Origin of the sequence: Marimonas lutisalis (genome assembly GCF_005434965.1) — a bacterium.
Taxonomy (GTDB): domain Bacteria; phylum Pseudomonadota; class Alphaproteobacteria; order Rhodobacterales; family Rhodobacteraceae; genus Marimonas_A; species Marimonas_A lutisalis.
In genome coordinates, this window is sequence record NZ_SKCI01000002.1 from 369,999 (window position 1) to 386,689 (window position 16,691).

16 protein-coding genes are annotated in these 16,691 nt (G+C 62.8%); 11 read left to right on the forward strand and 5 right to left on the reverse strand.

What is annotated here, in order from left to right:
- Positions 1–43: 43 nt before the first annotated feature.
- A complete protein-coding gene (gene glpK / locus E0501_RS09940) occupies positions 44–1,528 on the forward strand; it encodes a glycerol kinase GlpK (protein ID WP_137701224.1) in 1,485 nt (494 codons plus the stop codon).
- Here glpK and E0501_RS09945 read toward each other — a convergent pair whose 3' ends face one another.
- A complete protein-coding gene (locus tag E0501_RS09945; RefSeq protein WP_170222773.1) occupies positions 1,529–1,906 on the reverse strand; it encodes a hypothetical protein in 378 nt (125 codons plus the stop codon).
- Between the two features lie 163 nt (positions 1,907–2,069).
- Here E0501_RS09945 and E0501_RS09950 point away from each other — a divergent pair, with 163 nt between their 5' ends.
- The 7 genes from E0501_RS09950 to E0501_RS09980 all read left to right on the forward strand — a co-directional run bounded on the left by E0501_RS09950 (position 2,070) and on the right by E0501_RS09980 (position 8,591).
- On the forward strand, positions 2,070–3,503 hold the full coding sequence (locus E0501_RS09950) for an FAD-linked oxidase C-terminal domain-containing protein (RefSeq protein ID WP_137701225.1): 1,434 nt from the start codon (positions 2,070–2,072) through the stop codon (positions 3,501–3,503).
- 57 nt (positions 3,504–3,560) lie between these two features.
- Positions 3,561–4,673, forward strand: a complete 1,113-nt coding sequence (gene glcE / locus E0501_RS09955; protein WP_137701226.1) for a glycolate oxidase subunit GlcE — start codon at positions 3,561–3,563, stop codon at positions 4,671–4,673.
- A gap of 5 nt (positions 4,674–4,678) precedes the next feature.
- On the forward strand, positions 4,679–5,023 hold the full coding sequence (locus E0501_RS09960; protein WP_137701227.1) for a hypothetical protein: 345 nt from the start codon (positions 4,679–4,681) through the stop codon (positions 5,021–5,023).
- Between the two features lie 6 nt (positions 5,024–5,029).
- Positions 5,030–6,313 carry a glycolate oxidase subunit GlcF gene (gene glcF / locus E0501_RS09965; RefSeq protein WP_137701228.1) on the forward strand — a complete coding sequence of 428 codons (1,284 nt, stop codon included), beginning with the start codon at positions 5,030–5,032 and terminating at the stop codon, positions 6,311–6,313.
- Positions 6,314–6,415: 102 nt separating this feature from the next.
- Entirely contained in the window at positions 6,416–7,183 is a 768-nt protein-coding gene (locus E0501_RS09970) for a trypsin-like serine peptidase (RefSeq protein ID WP_235857804.1), read from the forward strand.
- Between the two features lie 11 nt (positions 7,184–7,194).
- On the forward strand, positions 7,195–8,007 hold the full coding sequence (locus E0501_RS09975) for a trypsin-like serine peptidase (protein WP_137701230.1): 813 nt from the start codon (positions 7,195–7,197) through the stop codon (positions 8,005–8,007).
- Positions 8,008–8,123: 116 nt separating this feature from the next.
- Positions 8,124–8,591, forward strand: coding sequence for an Hsp20 family protein (locus E0501_RS09980; protein WP_137701231.1), 468 nt, complete (start codon positions 8,124–8,126; stop codon positions 8,589–8,591).
- Positions 8,592–8,657: 66 nt separating this feature from the next.
- Here E0501_RS09980 and E0501_RS09985 read toward each other — a convergent pair whose 3' ends face one another.
- Together E0501_RS09985 and E0501_RS09990 are read right to left on the reverse strand one after the other, a co-directional pair.
- The gene (locus E0501_RS09985; RefSeq protein ID WP_137701232.1) at positions 8,658–10,601 is read right to left on the reverse strand and encodes a vWA domain-containing protein; all 1,944 of its coding nucleotides are present in this window, start codon (positions 10,599–10,601) and stop codon (positions 8,658–8,660) included.
- Positions 10,598–11,134, reverse strand: a complete 537-nt coding sequence (locus E0501_RS09990) for an RNA polymerase sigma factor (RefSeq protein WP_170222774.1) — start codon at positions 11,132–11,134, stop codon at positions 10,598–10,600. The genes E0501_RS09985 and E0501_RS09990 overlap by 4 nt, the downstream gene beginning before the upstream one ends.
- A 104-nt stretch (positions 11,135–11,238) precedes the next feature.
- Here E0501_RS09990 and E0501_RS09995 point away from each other — a divergent pair, with 104 nt between their 5' ends.
- Positions 11,239–11,757 carry a DUF6647 family protein gene (locus E0501_RS09995; RefSeq protein ID WP_137701234.1) on the forward strand — a complete coding sequence of 173 codons (519 nt, stop codon included), beginning with the start codon at positions 11,239–11,241 and terminating at the stop codon, positions 11,755–11,757.
- 92 nt (positions 11,758–11,849) lie between these two features.
- Here the strand turns inward: E0501_RS09995 and E0501_RS10000 are convergent, their stop codons facing one another.
- Entirely contained in the window at positions 11,850–13,328 is a 1,479-nt protein-coding gene (locus E0501_RS10000; protein ID WP_137701235.1) for an NAD-dependent succinate-semialdehyde dehydrogenase, read from the reverse strand.
- A 98-nt stretch (positions 13,329–13,426) separates the two neighbouring features.
- On the opposite strand from E0501_RS10000, the gene E0501_RS10005 reads away from it, so the two are divergent.
- Positions 13,427–14,218 (forward strand): alpha/beta hydrolase, encoded by a 792-nt coding sequence (locus E0501_RS10005; RefSeq protein WP_137701236.1) that lies wholly within the window; start codon positions 13,427–13,429, stop codon positions 14,216–14,218.
- A gap of 55 nt (positions 14,219–14,273) precedes the next feature.
- Here E0501_RS10005 and E0501_RS10010 read toward each other — a convergent pair whose 3' ends face one another.
- Positions 14,274–15,263, reverse strand: a complete 990-nt coding sequence (locus tag E0501_RS10010) for a P1 family peptidase (RefSeq protein WP_137701237.1) — start codon at positions 15,261–15,263, stop codon at positions 14,274–14,276.
- A gap of 154 nt (positions 15,264–15,417) precedes the next feature.
- Between E0501_RS10010 and E0501_RS10015 the strand changes: the two genes are divergently transcribed.
- Positions 15,418–16,626: a M24 family metallopeptidase gene (locus E0501_RS10015; protein ID WP_137701238.1), complete on the forward strand. Its 1,209-nt coding sequence runs from the start codon at positions 15,418–15,420 to the stop codon at positions 16,624–16,626.
- Positions 16,627–16,691: the final 65 nt, after the last annotated feature.

Sequence of the window (16,691 nt, forward strand, 5' to 3'; positions counted from 1 at the left end):
TGCACCTTGCCGCCTATCGTGACGAAAACAGGGGAGAGTGCAGATGACCCATATCCTTGCGATCGATCAGGGCACCACGTCGAGCAGGGCGATCGTTTTTGACGAAAAGATTGGTATCAAAGCCATCGCGCAGGAAGAGTTTCCGCAGCACTTTCCGGCATCAGGCTGGGTGGAGCATGACCCGGCCGACATCTGGGCCACCACCGCCGGCACCTGCCGCGCAGCGATCGAACGTGCCGGCATCACGGCCAGCGATATCGCAGCAATCGGAATCACTAACCAGAGAGAGACGACTCTGGTCTGGGATCGCGAGACCGGCCAGCCGGTCTGCAATGCGATTGTCTGGCAGGACCGGCGCACTGCCGATATGTGCCGTGCGCTGAAGGCCGAGGGGCATGAGCCGATGATCACGGCGCGCACCGGGTTGTTGCTGGACCCGTATTTCTCGGGCACCAAGCTGCGGTGGATTCTGGACAACATTGAGGGCGCGCGTGCGGCGGCGGGGCAGGGAAAGCTGTTGTTCGGCACCGTCGATACCTTCCTGATCTGGAAGCTGACCGGCGGCAAGGTGCATGCAACGGATGCCACCAATGCGGCGCGCACGTTGCTTTACGACATACGAGCCGGAGAATGGAGCGCGGAGATATGCGAGTTGCTGGATATCCCGATGGACATGTTGCCCGACGTGCGGGATTGCGCGGCGGAATTCGGCGTGACGCGCGCCGATCTGTTCGGGCGCGAGGTGCCGATCCTGGGGGTTGCCGGTGACCAGCAGGCGGCAAGTGTCGGCCAGGCCTGCTTTTCCCCGGGGATGATGAAGGCCACCTACGGCACTGGGTGTTTCGCGTTGCTCAATACCGGGGCAAAGCCGGTAATGTCGGAAAACCGGTTGCTGACGACGATCGCCTATCGGTTGGACGGAAAACCGACATATGCGCTGGAGGGGTCGATTTTTGTTGCCGGGGCGGTGGTGCAATGGTTGCGCGACGGGCTGAAAATCATCCGCGAGGCGCGGGAAACGCAGCCTTTCGCCGAAGCCGCGGACGCCAGTCAAACTGTGATCATGGTGCCGGCCTTTACCGGGTTGGGTGCGCCATACTGGCACGCGGATAGCCGGGGCGCGATTTTCGGGCTCACCCGCAACTCGGGACCGAACGAACTGGCCCGTGCGGCGCTGGAGAGCGTTGGTTTCCAGACCCGTGACCTTTTGGAAGCGATGCACGCCGACTGGACGCCCGAGGGCGACGGCGTGCTGCGCGTCGATGGCGGTATGAGTGCCAGCGACTGGGCGATGCAGTTTCTGTCAGACATCATCGGCGCGCCCGTGGACCGGCCGAAAGTGCTGGAAACCACGGCGCTGGGGGCCGCTTGGCTGGCGGGGATGCGGGCCGGTGTCTATCCGGCGATGGCGGAGTTTTCCAACAACTGGGCGCTGGAGAAACGTTTTGAGCCGCGGATGAATGCCGCGACCCGCGACGAGAAATACGCGGGCTGGACCCGGGCAGTGGCCGCGACGATGAGCGTTTGATCAGGGCTGCAGATCAACGGCGATGCGTTCGTCGCCCCAGCCGGTTTTCGAGCACCTGGCACGGATGTAGACGCGTCGCATGCCATCGGGCAGCATCAGGTTTATCAGCGAGCGGGTGAAGGGTTGTTCGTTCACATGCGGATGCATGAGTTCGCGAAAGCCCAGGCGATTGCCGGCTTCGTCGACGACCTCCCACCCATCGGCATAGTGATCCCAACCGGTATCGGGATGTTGCAGCGTCACGTCGATACGCCAGCCCATTCCAACGCGCGAGGTTTCCACCGACAGGATTTCGGGCATGTCGGCGCGCACGGCGAGGGGCATCAAAAGCACAGCAAAGGCCAGCGTGGAGAGGCGTATGAGTCGGGATCGCAGCATGGAGGCTCTATAGCGTCAGGCGGTTGAAGATGACATCTCAACTCTTCGTGTCGGCTGGCGTGATCGCGCGTGCTGCGGCATTTGCGCATCAAGTCCGGGAACTCGAAGCTTGCGCATTTTCTAAATTGGTTATATTTTTTTACCAATTGATCGGAGAGTGCCCATGGAAATGCCAACCCCGGATCCGAAGGTTTTGGCCAAGAAGCCCCAGTTGGTCGAGCGGTTGCTGCAGGTGTTGCCGGAAGACGCGGTTATTCACGAAGAGGCTGAAACGCGTGCCTATGAATGCGACGCGTTGACCGCCTATCGGTGTCCGCCGCTGGTGGCGGTGCTGCCCGCGAACACGCAGGAAGTATCGGACGTGCTGCGTATTTGCCACGAGTTCGACGTGCCAGTGGTGCCGCGCGGGTCGGGCACGTCGCTGGCCGGTGGTGCGCTGCCGACTGCCGACAGCGTGATCCTGGGCGTTTCGCGCATGAGCGAGGTTCTGGAGGTCGACTATGACAACCGCTTTATCCGCGTTCAGTCGGGCCGCACCAACCTGAGCGTGTCCGGCGCGGTGGAAGAACAAGACTTCTTTTATGCCCCCGACCCTTCATCGCAACTGGCCTGTGCGATCGCGGGCAACGTGGCGATGAATTCGGGCGGCGCGCATTGCCTGAAATACGGCGTGACCACCAATAACCTGCTGGGCGTCACCATGGTGATGATGGATGGCGAGGTGGTCGAGATCGGCGGGGCGCATCTGGACTCTGGCGGCTATGACCTGCTTGGCCTGATCTGTGGCAGCGAGGGCCAGCTGGGTGTGGTGACCGAGGCCGCGCTGCGTATCCTGCGCAAGCCCGAAGGCGCGCGGCCCGTTCTGATGGGATATGACAGCAACGAGGTGGCGGGGCAGGTTGTGTCGGACATCATCAAGGCAGGCGTATTGCCGGTGGCGATCGAATTCATGGACCGCCCCTGCATCCGGGCGACCGAGGCGTTTGCCGGGGCAGGATACCCGGATTGCGAGGCGCTTCTGATCGTCGAGGTTGAAGGCAGCGATGCCGAAATCGACGAACAGCTGGGGCTGATCCTTCAGATCGCCCGCAAGCACAACCCGGTTGAGCTGCGCGAGAGTGGCAGCGCGGAGGAGAGCGCGAAAATCTGGCTGGGCCGCAAATCGGCTTTTGGCGCGATGGGGCAGATCAACGATTACATGTGCCTTGATGGCACGATCCCGGTGAGCCAGCTGCCTTATGTGCTTCGCCGGATCGGCGAGATGTCGAAGGATTATGGGTTGGACGTGGGCAACGTGTTCCACGCGGGCGATGGCAACATGCACCCGTTGATCCTGTTCGACGCCAACAAGCCAGGCGATCTGGAGAAATGCGAGGCATTCGGCGCGGATATCCTGCGACTCTGTGTCGAGGTCGGCGGTTGCCTGACCGGAGAGCATGGCGTTGGGATCGAGAAGCGGGACCTGATGGTGGATCAGTTCGCCCCCGATGATCTGGATATCCAGATGGCGGTGAAGGATGTGTTTGATCCAGCGTGGCTGTTGAACCCGGCAAAGGTTTTCCCGCTTGCGGCATCAAGTGGCCGACGCGCAGCGTGATCATCCGCCCCGGGGCAGCCCCCGGACCCCGAGGTATTTAGCGAACAGAAGAGTATGATGACGCCTGAGACGGAAGAAGAACTGAGCGCGCTGATCGCGGGGGCCGAAGGGCCGCTGCGCATTGTCGGGGGGGATACCCGCCCTGTGGGCAAGCCGGTGGCGGGCGAGACGCTGAGCACCGCGGCCCTGAGTGGTATTGTAAACTATGAACCCGGCGCACTGACGCTGGTGGCGAAAGCGGGCACGCCGGTGGCCGAGGTGGAGCGGGCACTGGCGGCAGAAGGCCAGCGGCTGCCGTTCGAGCCGATGGATCATCGCGGGCTTCTTGGCACCCAGGGGGAGCCGACGATCGGCGGTGTTGTCGCCGCGAATGTGAGCGGGCCTAGGCGGATTCAGGCCGGCGCATGCCGCGATTTCCTGTTGGGGGTGCGGTTTGTCGACGGGATGGGCCGGGTTCTGAAAAACGGGGGCCGGGTGATGAAGAACGTGACCGGCTATGATCTGGTCAAGCTGATGGCGGGGAGCCGAGGCACGTTGGGCGTGTTGACCGAAGTAAGCTTCAAGGTCTTGCCGGAGCCGGCCAGCGCGGTGACGCTGATCCTGAACAGCAACGATGAATTGCAGGCGGTTGCGGCCATGACGGCGGCCCTGCGATCGCCATTCGAGGTGACGGGAGCCGCCCATATCGGGGGAAAAACCCGATTGCGGATCGAAGGCTTTGCGGAAAGCGTAGCATATCGGGCGAAGGCGCTTGCGGATCACCTGTCGGGTTTTGGCCAGGTAGAGGTTGTCGACGCGCCCGATGCCGTCGCCGCGCTTTGGCGCGAGGTGCGCGATGTTGAGCCGTTCCACCTTGCCGACGGGGATGTCTGGCGTTATTCGGTCAAGCCTTCGGACGGTCCTGCCCTGGCCCTCGGGCTGCGGGAAAAGGGTGCCCGTGACGTGATCCTTGATTGGGGCGGCGGCCTTCTCTGGTGCCTGGCGCCCAACGGCGCCGATATGCGGCCCGAGGGCTTGAATGGCCACGCGACCCTTGTCCGGGCCAGCGAAGAGACACGTGCGAAGCTGCCCGTTTTCCAGCCCGAAGCGGCACTGATCCAAAAGGTTTCGCAAGGTTTGCGCGATAAGTTCGACCCGAGGGGCATTCTGAACCCCGGGTTGATGGGATGACATCCATGGCACTGTTTCTTGCATATGTGACCGTTTTCATCGCGGGGCCTGCGGTTTTCCTGGGGCTGACACGGGCCGCGCCATCGCGCCACCGCGTGATGATGGGGGCAGCGTCTGTGGCCGGATTGATGGCAGCGGCCTGGATTCTGAAAGGCGTTCAGCAGGTGGATGTCATCATCCTGGCGTGGTTGACCTGTGCCTGGTTGGGCTGGGTGGTAACCATCGCCACCGTAGTTCAGGCTGTGCGGCTGCGCATGGGGCTGACGGGTGTGAGAAAGTGGAGCGCGGCGTTGGGCGCTGCGGCAACGGCGGCGCCGTGGTTCGGTCTGTCGCTGGCACTGGGGACATGAGGGCGGATGCAAACCAATTTCACTGAGCAACAGCTGCGCGATCCGGGCATAAGCCGGGCGAACGAAATCCTGAGGGCCTGCGTGCATTGCGGGTTTTGCACAGCAACCTGTCCGACCTACCAGATACTGGGAGACGAATTGGATAGCCCGCGCGGACGCATCTACCAGATCAAGGACATGCTGGAAAACGAGCGTGTGCCGGATGCCAAGACCGTCAAGCACATCGACCGTTGCCTGAGCTGCCTTGCCTGTATGACGACCTGCCCGTCGGGTGTGCATTACATGCACCTTGTCGATCACGCGCGCGAATACATCGAGGAACGCTACAAGCGGCCGCTGGGTGACAGGGTGTTGCGCTGGATACTGGCGCGTATCCTGCCCTACCCGGGCCGGTTTCGCCTGGCCCTGCTCGGAGCCAAGATCGGGCGTCCGTTCCGCCGGTTGGTTCCAGATGCACGGTTGCGCGCGATGCTGGAGATGGCGCCGAAGGAAATTCCGCCGGTCAGCCGCAATGACGACCCGCAGACCTTTGCGGCGAAGGGCGAACGCAAGATGCGTGTCGCCCTGATGACAGGCTGCGCGCAAAAGGCGCTGAACACTGATATCAACGATGCGACGATCCGCCTGTTGCGGCGCCTTGGATGCGAGGTGGTGGTGGCGAAAGGTGCGGGCTGTTGCGGGGCGTTGACCCATCACATGGGCAAGACAGGGGAGAGCCACGCAACGGCGGCCAGAAACATCCGCGCATGGGTGGCGGAGATGGACGGCGAAGGGCTGGATGCCGTGGTGATCAATACAAGCGGATGCGGCACGACGGTGAAGGATTATGGCCACATGTTCCGCAACGAGCCTCTGGCCAAAGAGGCCGCGCGGGTGGCGGGGATCGCCATGGATGTAAGCGAACTTCTGATGAAGCTCGATCTTCCGGAGGGCAACAACCGCGATATGCGCGTGGCCTATCACGCGGCCTGTTCGTTGCAGCATGGCCAGCAGATCAAGACATATCCCAAGGACCTTCTGAAAAAAGCAGGCTTCGAAGTGGTGGAGCCCGCCGACAGCCATCTGTGCTGTGGGTCTGCCGGAACGTACAACCTGTTGCAGCCCGAGATTTCCGCCCAACTGAAACAACGCAAGGTGCGCACGCTGGAGGCCAGGGAGCCGGATGTGATCGCAGCGGGAAATATCGGCTGCATGATGCAGATCGGATCGGGCACGGGCGTGCCTGTCGTGCATACCGTTGAGTTGCTGGACTGGGCAACGGGTGGGCCGCGGCCCAGGGCGCTGCCCTAATTTTGCCCCAAGTTTCGGGTATCGCGGCATCAACAAGACGTCGGAGGCCCGGTTTTGCGCAGGATCCTTTTTGTTTTTGCTGCCATTCTGGCGGGGGCGGCCGTGCAGGCAGAAGATGCCCGTCTGAAACGCCTGGACACCGGCGATGACAGCCGTGGCTGGGAGGCCGTCGGGCGGCTCGATATCGGTGGAAAGGGTTTTTGCACCGGTGCGCTGATTTCCGACAACCTGGTCCTGACGGCGGCCCACTGCCTGTTTGACAAGCATACCGGCGAGCGGATCGACCATGCAAAGATCGAATTCCTGGCCGGGTGGCGCAACGGGCGCGCCTCGGCCTATCGCTGGGTTCGGCGCGCGGTGATCCACCCGGATTACGTGTTCGACGGCACGGCCATGGCTGATCGTGTGCGCAACGATGTTGCGCTTCTGGAACTGCATCACCCGATCCGCAACACCACGGTGGTTCCGTTTGAGACCGATGCGAGGCCCAGCAAGGGCGACAGCATCGGCGTAGTTTCCTATGCGCATGACCGCGCCGAGGCACCTTCTATCCAGGAGGTCTGTCGGGTGATGGCGCGCCAGCAGGGCGTGCTTGTCATGTCCTGCGATATCGACTTCGGCTCGAGCGGATCGCCGGTGTTCAGCTTTGACGGAGACCAGCCGCGGATCGTCTCGGTGGTTTCGGCCAAGGCCGAGGTAAACGGGCAGAATGTTTCGCTGGGCACGCAATTGCAGAAACCGCTCGAAATTCTGCGCGCCGAACTGGCGGCCGGTGGCGGGGTGTTTGCCGGTAGCGAAAATGCCCGGGTCAAACGTGTAACCGTGGGCGGCGCGCGCAGTGGCACCGGGGCGAAATTCGTGAAACCGTGATGCGGATGCTCATGACCAGCTTCGCGCTGCTTATTGCAGCGCTGCCGGTTCGCAGTGAGCAGGCAAGCGCGCTTATCCCCTTGGACAACAGGTCCGACCTGCTTGGCTGGGAGGCTGTCGGACGCCTTGAGATCGCAGGCACCGGATATTGCACCGGCGTTCTGATCGCCACGGATATCGTGTTGACGGCTGCGCATTGCATATTCGACCGCCGCACTGGCGAAGCTGTGCCGACTGACAGGATGTCATTCCGAGCCGGATACAGCAAAGGCACGTCAATCGCGGCCCGTGGTGTTTCGGCCGCTGTTGCATCGCCCGAATATTTCCCGACCGCGCCAATGACGCTGGAGAACATTCGCGCGGATGTGGCGCTTCTGAAGCTCGATCAGGGCATTCCCGCAGCAACGGCCGCGCCTTTCGCGCTGCTCGGTGCGGCGGAAAGCGGGACGCGCGTGAGCGTTGTTTCCTATGGGCAGGGCCGCAGCACGACGTTGTCGTGGCAAAGGGAGTGCGGCCTGCTTTGGCGGCAAAGCGGCATGATGGCCTTTGACTGCGATGTGACCTTCGGGTCCAGCGGCGCACCTGTTTTCGTGCGGCACGGACAACGGGCGCGCATTCTGTCGCTGGTTTCGTCGGGCGGGGCGCGAAATGGCAAGCCGATTTCCTTTGGTACGGAGTTGCCGCGCGCCGTGGATCAGTTGAAGCGCAAGCTGCGCGCATTGCCTGTCAAGCCAGAAACAGCGACCGCAGGCGAAAGGCACATTCGCGTCGGCGAGAAAAAAGGCGCTTCGGGCGCGAAATTCGTCAAGGTCCCGGGGTCTTGAAACCCGCAATGCAACTGCCCAAATGAGTTTTGCCGGGGTGCCTTTTAGGGCCCCGGAAACGTGCCTGTCCCTTCCGGGAAGGCGACATATCGGTATCGCTCAAAGGAGGATGACCCATGCGAAACTTCGATTTTGCACCGCTTTACCGCGCGACGGTCGGTTTTGACCAAATCGCGGACATGCTTGACCGCGTTCTTTCAAGCGACGTCACGCAAAACACCTATCCGCCCTACAACATCGAAAAGACCGCCGACGATGCCTATCGCATCTCGATCGCCGTTGCCGGCTTCGCCGAAAGCGACCTGACGGTCGAGGTGAAAGAGGGCGCGCTGATCGTGTCGGCCCGCAAGGCCGAGGAAGACGAGGGCCGCACCTATCTGCACCGTGGCATCGCCACCCGTGCGTTCGAGCGCCGGTTCCAGCTGGCGGATCACGTCAGGGTGGTGGGCGCAACCCATACCGACGGGATGCTGCACATCGATCTTGTCAGAGAAATTCCCGAAGCGCTGAAACCGCGCCGGATCGAGATTGCCAAGAGTGAGGCCAGTGAAAAAGATGTCCTGGACGCCGAAACGGTGAACTGATCCGCCATCGGCAGACTTGATAAGCGTGGCCCGGGCTGATCGCCCGGGCCTTTTCTTATTTCGGGATTAGCGCGACAGGCTGGCGGCCAGGCGCATAAGGCGGACGGCTTCGGCGCGATAGCCGAACGGATCATCGCCGCGTGCATCCACGGCAAGCGCGATCATCTGTTCATAGCCCCAATCGCCCAGATACTGACTGCCGGTCAGAAGCTGGCCGAAACCGGCGATCGCCGCGGCAAAGCGGATGTCGTCACTGGCGGCGCTGCCCGGTTGGATCGGGGTTTCGATCAACTCGCTCTGTTCCGCGCCCGGCGCCTTGTATCTCAGTTTGAGATAACCCAGTTCGCCGCGCAGATCCGTGCCGGGTTCCGTCGCGCCATAGCGCAGCGGGTCGGTCAACCGCGCGGGCGAGTCGACGGGTGTGATCTCGTAGATGGCCGTAACGGTGTGACCCGCGCCGATATCACCGGCATCAACCTTATCGTTGTTGAAATCCTCGCGGTTGAGCGCGCGGGTTTCATAACCGATCAACCGGTATTCAGCGATTTGCGCGGAATTGAACTCGACCTGGATTTTCACGTCGTTGGCAATTGGAAAAAGCGCGCCTGAGAACTGATCGACAAGCACTTTCTGCGCTTCGTTGAGTGTATCGATATAGGCGGCCTGACCGTTGCCGTTCTGCGCCAGCGCCTGCATCGTCGCGTCGTCCAGGTTGCCGCGGCCAAAGCCCAGAACCGACAGATAGGTGCCGCTGTCGCGCTTTTGCGCGATGTAGTTCTTGAGCGCGTCCGGGTCGGAGAGGCCGACGTTGAAATCGCCGTCAGTGGCCAGGATCACGCGGGTAACCTCGCCTTCCGTGGCCATGCTGTCAGCCACGGCGTAGGCCTGTTGCAGACCAGCCTGCCCGGCGGTTGAGCCGCCCGCCGAAAGAGCGTCAAGCGCGGCGAGGATCGTGCCCCGCGCGCTGGCGGGGGTGGGGGCAAGCACCTGTCCGGCGGAGCCGGCATAGGTGACAATCGAGACCTGGTCCCGAGCGTCAAGGCGGGGCAGCATCAATGCAAGGCTTTGCTTGAGAAGCGGTAGCTTGTCTGGCTGGTTCATCGAGCCCGAGGTGTCGATCAGGAACACGAGGTTCAGGGGCGGGCGGGTGTCGGTGACAGGTTTGCGCCCCTGGATGCCAATGTGCACGAGCCGTGTGCCCGAATTCCAGGGCGTTGGCGTGACCGTGACGGTGGGTTTGAACGGGGCTTCACCTGCCTGCGGCGCAGGATAGTCGTAAGGGAAATAGTTGATCATTTCCTCGATGCGCACAGCCTCTGGCGGCGGCAGCTGGCCCGCGGTCAGCGAAGAACGAAGGACGGCGTAGCTGGCGGTGTCGACGTCGATCGAAAAGGTCGAAACGGGATCCTCGGCAGCGACTTTGAGAGTGTTCTGCGCGGCATTCGAGAAGGACTCGGTGTTTGGCCCGGGCCCCGGTAAAGCGAGATCATCGCCCGGCGCGGGGCGTTGCGCCATCTTGGGTGCGACCAGGGTTTGCGAGGGTTCGGCGCCTTGGGACCGGGTGCGCAGGCGGGCTGTGCCGGGCGCTTCTTGCAGGGCGCGCGCAATGGGCGCCTCGCCCTCGGGGGCTGGGCTTTCGGCCTCGTCCGCAAGGCCAACGGGCGCGGACTCTTCAGCCGTGGTTTGCAGTTCGACCGGGGCCGAGCGACGTTGCAGATCAGGCAGAGGCGCCTGCGAAAGCTGAGGCAGGGCAATCACCACGCCAAGGGCGACAAGGGCCGTCGTGGCTGCCAGGGCGCCGCGTGTGGACATATGGGCAAGCATGTTCGCTACTCCTTTGATGAGGCCCCCTTCGGGGCGTTCGGAGTTACGACGTGCCGCGGCAGCGTTTTCTTGGTGCTCGGCAAAGTTTTTACGGGCCAGCGCGATATGCGCGGCCCGGCTCGCCGGATCGGACGCCGGTGTGGCCTGATCCATCAGGCGTTTGAGGTCATCAAGATCGTCGGTCATGCCTGATCCTCTTTCACGCGCAGCGCGCGCAGCTGTTTCTTGGCCTCGGAGATGCGCCAGCTGACCGTGCCCTCGGAAATGCCGAGCACCTGGGCCGCCTCGGCGTGGGTCATGTCATCGAGCACCAGCGCAAGCGTGTCGCGCTGATCGTCCGAAAGCGCGCGCATCGCCTGGGTCAGCCAGTCGAGCGCCTCGGCGGTTTCGGCATTGGCGGCGCGGCGGTTCGCTTCCCAATCGCCCCAGCCATCGTTGTGGCGCGCGCGTGTCGCCGCGCGGCGGCGGCGATCATGCGCAGCGTTGACCGCGACGCGGTAGAGCCACGTCGTGAACCGGGCCTGGGCGTGGAAAGCTGACAGTTTTGCCGGCAGGGCGGCGCAGATGTCCTGTGTCAGGTCCTCGGCTTCGGAGCGTACGCCGGTAAGGCGGAAAGCAAGGCGGAAAAGCCTGTCGTAGTGGCGTTCGAGCAGAAGGGAAAAGGCCTTGCCGTCCCCGTCTGCTGCCGCCTTTGCAAGGCTTTCGTCGCTGGTTTTCATGCGCATCACGTTGGTTGGACGCAGGTCACGCGTCAATCCTTGGAAAAATCTTGACCGGCAGGAAAATCGGTGTGAGCTTCGTCTCCCCATACAAGGATTGCAGGATGAAATGGGTGCTTCGCCTAATTGCCGCGACCGTGATCGTCATGAGCGGTATCGCGGCTTTCGCTGAGAGCGATTGCGCAGACCGCGTCACGGTCAGGGATGTTATGGGGCAGGACGGCTTCGACGCGCTGATCGGATGGATCGCGCTGCACACCGATTATGACGTGACGCGCAGTTACTACGATCCGCCCGCCGTCAGCTTTTGCGACGTGGGGGAAACCGTGCCTTATGAAGGCAGGGAACTGATCGTGGAGGACATGCTGAACGCGGCCTTCGATCTGGAGGCACGCAATATCTACCTCGTGCGTCCGTGGTCGGCCGATGATGTCTATGACCGTTCTGTGCTGCTGCACGAACTGATCCACGATGTTCAGCTTCTGAACCGCGACTGGCCCTGTATCGGCAAGCCCGAGCTCGAGGCCTATCTGCTGCAGGATCGTTGGCTGAAGGAGCGGGGGATAAGGGTGCGGTTCAACTGGGCCGAAATCATCCGCCTGTCGCGCTGCCCCGAGGAATAGAGCGGGGCGTTCGATATATGGTGGAGGGATGGAAACGCGCCGCCCATCGGCTGTGAGCGGCGCGCTGGTTTTTCGCTGGGACTGTCTGCGGATCAGACCGACATGCAGATGTATTTCATCTCGAGAAACTCATCGATGCCGTGGCTTGAGCCTTCACGCCCCAGTCCCGATTGCTTGACCCCGCCAAACGGCGCGACTTCGGTCGAGATGATACCGGTGTTGACGCCGACGATGCCGTATTCCAGCTCTTCGGCCACCTTGTAAACGCGGCTGAGATCCTTGGCGTAGAAATAGGAGGCGAGGCCGAAGATCGTGTCGTTGGCCATGGCGATCACCTCGTCCTCGTCCTCGAACTTGAAGAGCGGGGCCATCGGGCCGAAGGTTTCGTCCGTGGCCACATGCATCTCCTGGGTGGCGCCGGTGATGATCGTGGGCTGGAAGAAGGTGCCACCCAGATTGTGCTGACTGCCGCCAAAGGTGATCTTGCCGCCTTTCGAGAGGGCATCGTCGATATGTTCGCGCACCTTGTCGACCGCGTCGGGATTGATCAGCGGGCCGAAGGCGGTGTCCTCTTCGAGGCCGTCGCCCACTTTCATCGAGGCCAGCTTCTCGGCCAGTTTTTCGGCGAAGGCATCGTAGACGCCGGCCTGCACATAGATGCGGTTGGCGCAGACGCAGGTCTGGCCGTTGTTGCGGAACTTGCACATGATCGCGCCTTCGACCGCAGCGTCGAGATCGGCGTCGTCGAAGACGATGAAGGGCGCATTGCCGCCCAGTTCCATCGAGCATTTCATCACCTGGTCCGCGGCCTGGCGCAGCAGGATTCGGCCCACTTCGGTACTGCCCGTGAAGGTGAGTTTGCGCACGGCAGGGTTTTCGCAGAATTCCTTGCCGATTTCCGAGGAGCTGGACGAGGTGACGACTGAAAACACGCCATCGGGGATGCCCGCGCGCTTGGCCAGTTCCCCCAGCACCAGCGCGGAAAGCGGCGTTTCCTTGGCGGGGCGGGCAACCATCGAACAGCCGGCGGCCAGGGCCGGGCCGGCCTTGCGGGTGATCATCGCGTTGGGGAAGTTCCAGGGCGTGATCGAGGCGGCGACGCCGATCGGTTGGCGGATCACGGTGATACGTTTGTCGCGCTGGTGGCCGGGGATGGTTTCGCCGTAGACCCGCTTGGCCTCTTCGGCGAAAAACTCGATGAAACTGGCGCCATAGGCGATTTCGCCTCTTGCTTCGCCGAGCGGTTTGCCCATCTCTGCGGTCAGGATGGTGCCAAGGTCGTCCTGGTGTTCCATCATCAGATCGAACCAGCGGCGCAGCACGGCGGCGCGTTCCTTGCCGGTCCACTTGGCCCACTCTTTCTGGGCGGATTCGGCCTTGGCGATCGCATCGGCCACCTGGGTGCGGGACAGATCGGCCACTTCGGCGATCACGTCGCCGCGGGCGGGGTTGGTGACGGGGAAGGTCTTGCCGCCTTCGCCATCGACCCATTCACCGGCGACATAGGCCTTGGTGACAAGGAGTGTCGGGTCCTTGAGAAGCGATGCGAGATTGGTGACAGTGTCGAGCATGGGCGTATCCCCCCTTCGTGGATGTGCGGAAATTGGTCTCGTCAAGGCAAAGCATTTGGGCCTAGGATTGTCTAGGGCCAGATAGGGAGAGAGTTGCCGTGGAACTGGACGATGCCTATGCCAATGCTGCCCATATTCCGGGGGCCGAGGACTATCCCCCGCGATGGGCCGAAGCCGCGCGGATGTGGCGGACGCGCACGGCACATGACGATCATGCGCGGCTGGACCTGGCCTATGGTGCGCGCCCGCGCGAGCGGTTCGACCTGTTCCTGCCGGAAGGCGCCCCAAGGGGGCTTCTGGTGTTCGTGCACGGCGGCTATTGGCTGAAATTCGACAAGTCCTACTGGTCGCATCTGGCCGCTGGTGCCGAAGCGCGGGGCTGGGCCGTGGCGATGCCGTCTTACGATCTGTGCCCCGATGTGCGGATCAGCGAGATCACCCGCGAGGTTGCACAGGCTATCGATGTCGCGGCGGCGATGGTGGAGGGGCCGGTGGTGTTGGCCGGCCATTCAGCCGGCGGGCACCTGGTATCGCGCATGCTGGAACCGGGTCTGCTGGCCCCGGGGGTGGCGGCGCGACTAAGAAAGGTCGTTCCGATCTCGCCCGTGGCGGATCTGCGGCCGCTTCTGAAGACCTCGATGAATGCCGACCTGAAGCTCGATGAGGCAGAGGCAGCGGCGGAAAGCCCTATTCTGATGCAGAACCGCCTGGATGTGCCCGTCACGGTGTGGGTGGGTGCCGAGGAGAGGCCCGCGTTCCTGGACCAGGCGAGATGGCTGGCCGAGGCCTGGACCTGTGACCGCGTGGTAGCCGAGGGGCGGCATCATTTCGACGTGATCGAGCCGCTGGAACTGGCGGACAGCGATCTGGTCGAAACGCTTCTGGGATAGCGCGGCGTGGGGGCCAGCCCCCACACCCCCGGGATATTTTCGGCAAGATGAAGGGTTATAGAGACGCCCAGCAGGGCAGGGTATCGCCCTTGGCGGGCGTGGCATGGAAAACCGCGCGGGCGATGGCGCGGGCCATGACGGTGGCCGCGGCGTGACCCAGGTAGAGCGTGTCCGCGAGCGGGTTTTCCAGTGGCCTTGTGCCGGTGGCGGCGGCGAAGATCAGGTCGCCGTCCATCGGGGTGTGCGACGGCACCAGCGCGCGGGCATAGCCATCATGCGCGGCGGTGGCGAGGCGGGTGCACTGGGCCTGTGTCAGTATCGCATCGGTGGCGATGATGCCGATGGTGGTGTTGGCGTGTTGGGACAGCTTCGTAGGCGGCAGGTGTGGTTCCGGGTAGGTGGCCGATGCTCCGAGACCGCCGAATTCATCGTCCATTTCGAAGGGTGCGGCCCAGAAATGCGGAGTATCGCCCACGGTCGCCGAACCCAGCGCATTAACGGCGACGAGCGCGCCTACGGTGTGGCCCGAGGGCAGCACGACCGAGGCCGAACCGAGCCCGCCCTTGAGATTGGCGGTGGTGGCGCCGGTGCCGGCGCCGGCTGTGCCGAGATCGAAACTGTCCGAGGCATTGGCAAGCGCCTGGCGGCCAAGCGCCTTGTAGGGGTTGTCCGGCCAGGCCTTGTCGCCGCCGTTGAGCAGATCAAAGAGGATGGCGCCCGGCACGATCGGCACACGCTGATCGCCCACGGCAAAGCCGCGGCCCATGGCGCGCAAGGCATCTGCCGCGCCCGAGGCGGCATCGAGGCCGAAGGCCGAACCGCCCGACAGCACCAGCGCATCGACCTGTTCGACCGTCTTGTCGGGGGCGAGCAGATCGGTTTCGCGGGTGCCCGGCGCGCCGCCCATGACATGCACGCCACAGGTAAACGGTTGGTTACCCAGCAGAACGGTGCATCCGGTTTTGATTGCCGCGTCGGAGGCGTTTCCGACGGTCAGCCCGGCGACATCCGTGATGAGATTTCGATCACCTGTTCTGGCCTGCATGACGATCTTCCCCGCTAAGTGTTAATTCCATCTTGCCAGAACGCGCGCGATGGGCAAGGAAGGATCAGGCCCGGGGCGATGGCGTCGCCCCAAAGGCGGGCTTCTCTGACAGTCCTGAACGCCGGGACCTTTCTTTGGGCAAAGGAGGGTCATTATGACTGCACGTCCTGAAATGTATCGTTTCCACAATGGCGAAAAGGCGAAGCTGCCGTTTGCCGAGGTCGAATATGCCGCGCGGTTGAAGATCTTGCGGAGCATGATGGATGACATGGGGGTGGGCGCGGCCGTATTCACCTCGATGCATGGCATCGCCTACTACTCGGGCTTTCTTTATTGTTCGTTCGGACGGCCTTATGGCCTTGTCGTGACCGACAGCGAGTGTGTCACGATCAGCGCGGGCATTGATGCGGGCCAGCCCTGGCGGCGGTGTTATGGTGACAACATCACCTATACCGACTGGCAGCGCGACAATTTCTGGCGCGCGGTCAAGAGCGTCACGGGGGAAGGGCAGGTAATCGGCTACGAGGGCGATCACCTGACCCTGATGCAGCGCGACAAGCTGGAGGATTTCCTGAACCCGGTGACGATGGTGGACATCGCCCCGGCCAGCATGCGCCAGCGGATGATGAAATCGAAAGCGGAAATCGCGCTGATCCGTGAAGGCGCGCGGGTGGCCGACGTGGGCGGTTACGCGATCAAAGAGGCCGTAAAAGAAGGGGTTCGGGAGATCGACGTGGCCATGGCGGGACGCGATGCGATGGAACTGGAGATCGCGAAATCCTTTGCCGATGCGGAGTATCGCGACACCTGGGTCTGGTTCCAGTCCGGGATCAACACCGACGGGGCGCATAACCCGGTGACGGGGCGCGTGCTTGAGCGGGGCGATATCCTGAGCCTGAACACTTTCCCGATGATCAGCGGCTATTACACCGCGCTGGAGCGCACGATGTTCGTGGGCGAGGTGGACGCGGCCAGCCTGGCGATCTGGGAGGCCAATGTGGCGGCGCATGAATACGGCATGAGCCTGCTGAAACCGGGCATCTCCTGCGCCGAAGTTACCCATAAAATCAATGACTTCTTCGAAGAGCGGGACCTGCTGCAATACCGCACCTTCGGCTATGGCCATTCGTTCGGGGTGCTGAGCCATTACTATGGCCGCGAGGCGGGGCTGGAGCTGCGCGAGGACATCGATACGGTGCTACAGCCGGGCATGGTGATCTCGATGGAGCCGATGCTGACGATTCCGCAGGGAAATCAAGGGGCTGGCGGGTATCGGGAGCATGATATCCTGGTCATCACCGAGGACGGCAACGAGAATATCACCGGCTATCCCTATGGTCCGGATTTCAACGTGGTGGGCTGAGAACGCCGCGTTAAGACTTGGCCCGGACGGCCGAAAATCGGGGGGTGATTTGCGTGCACCCCCCG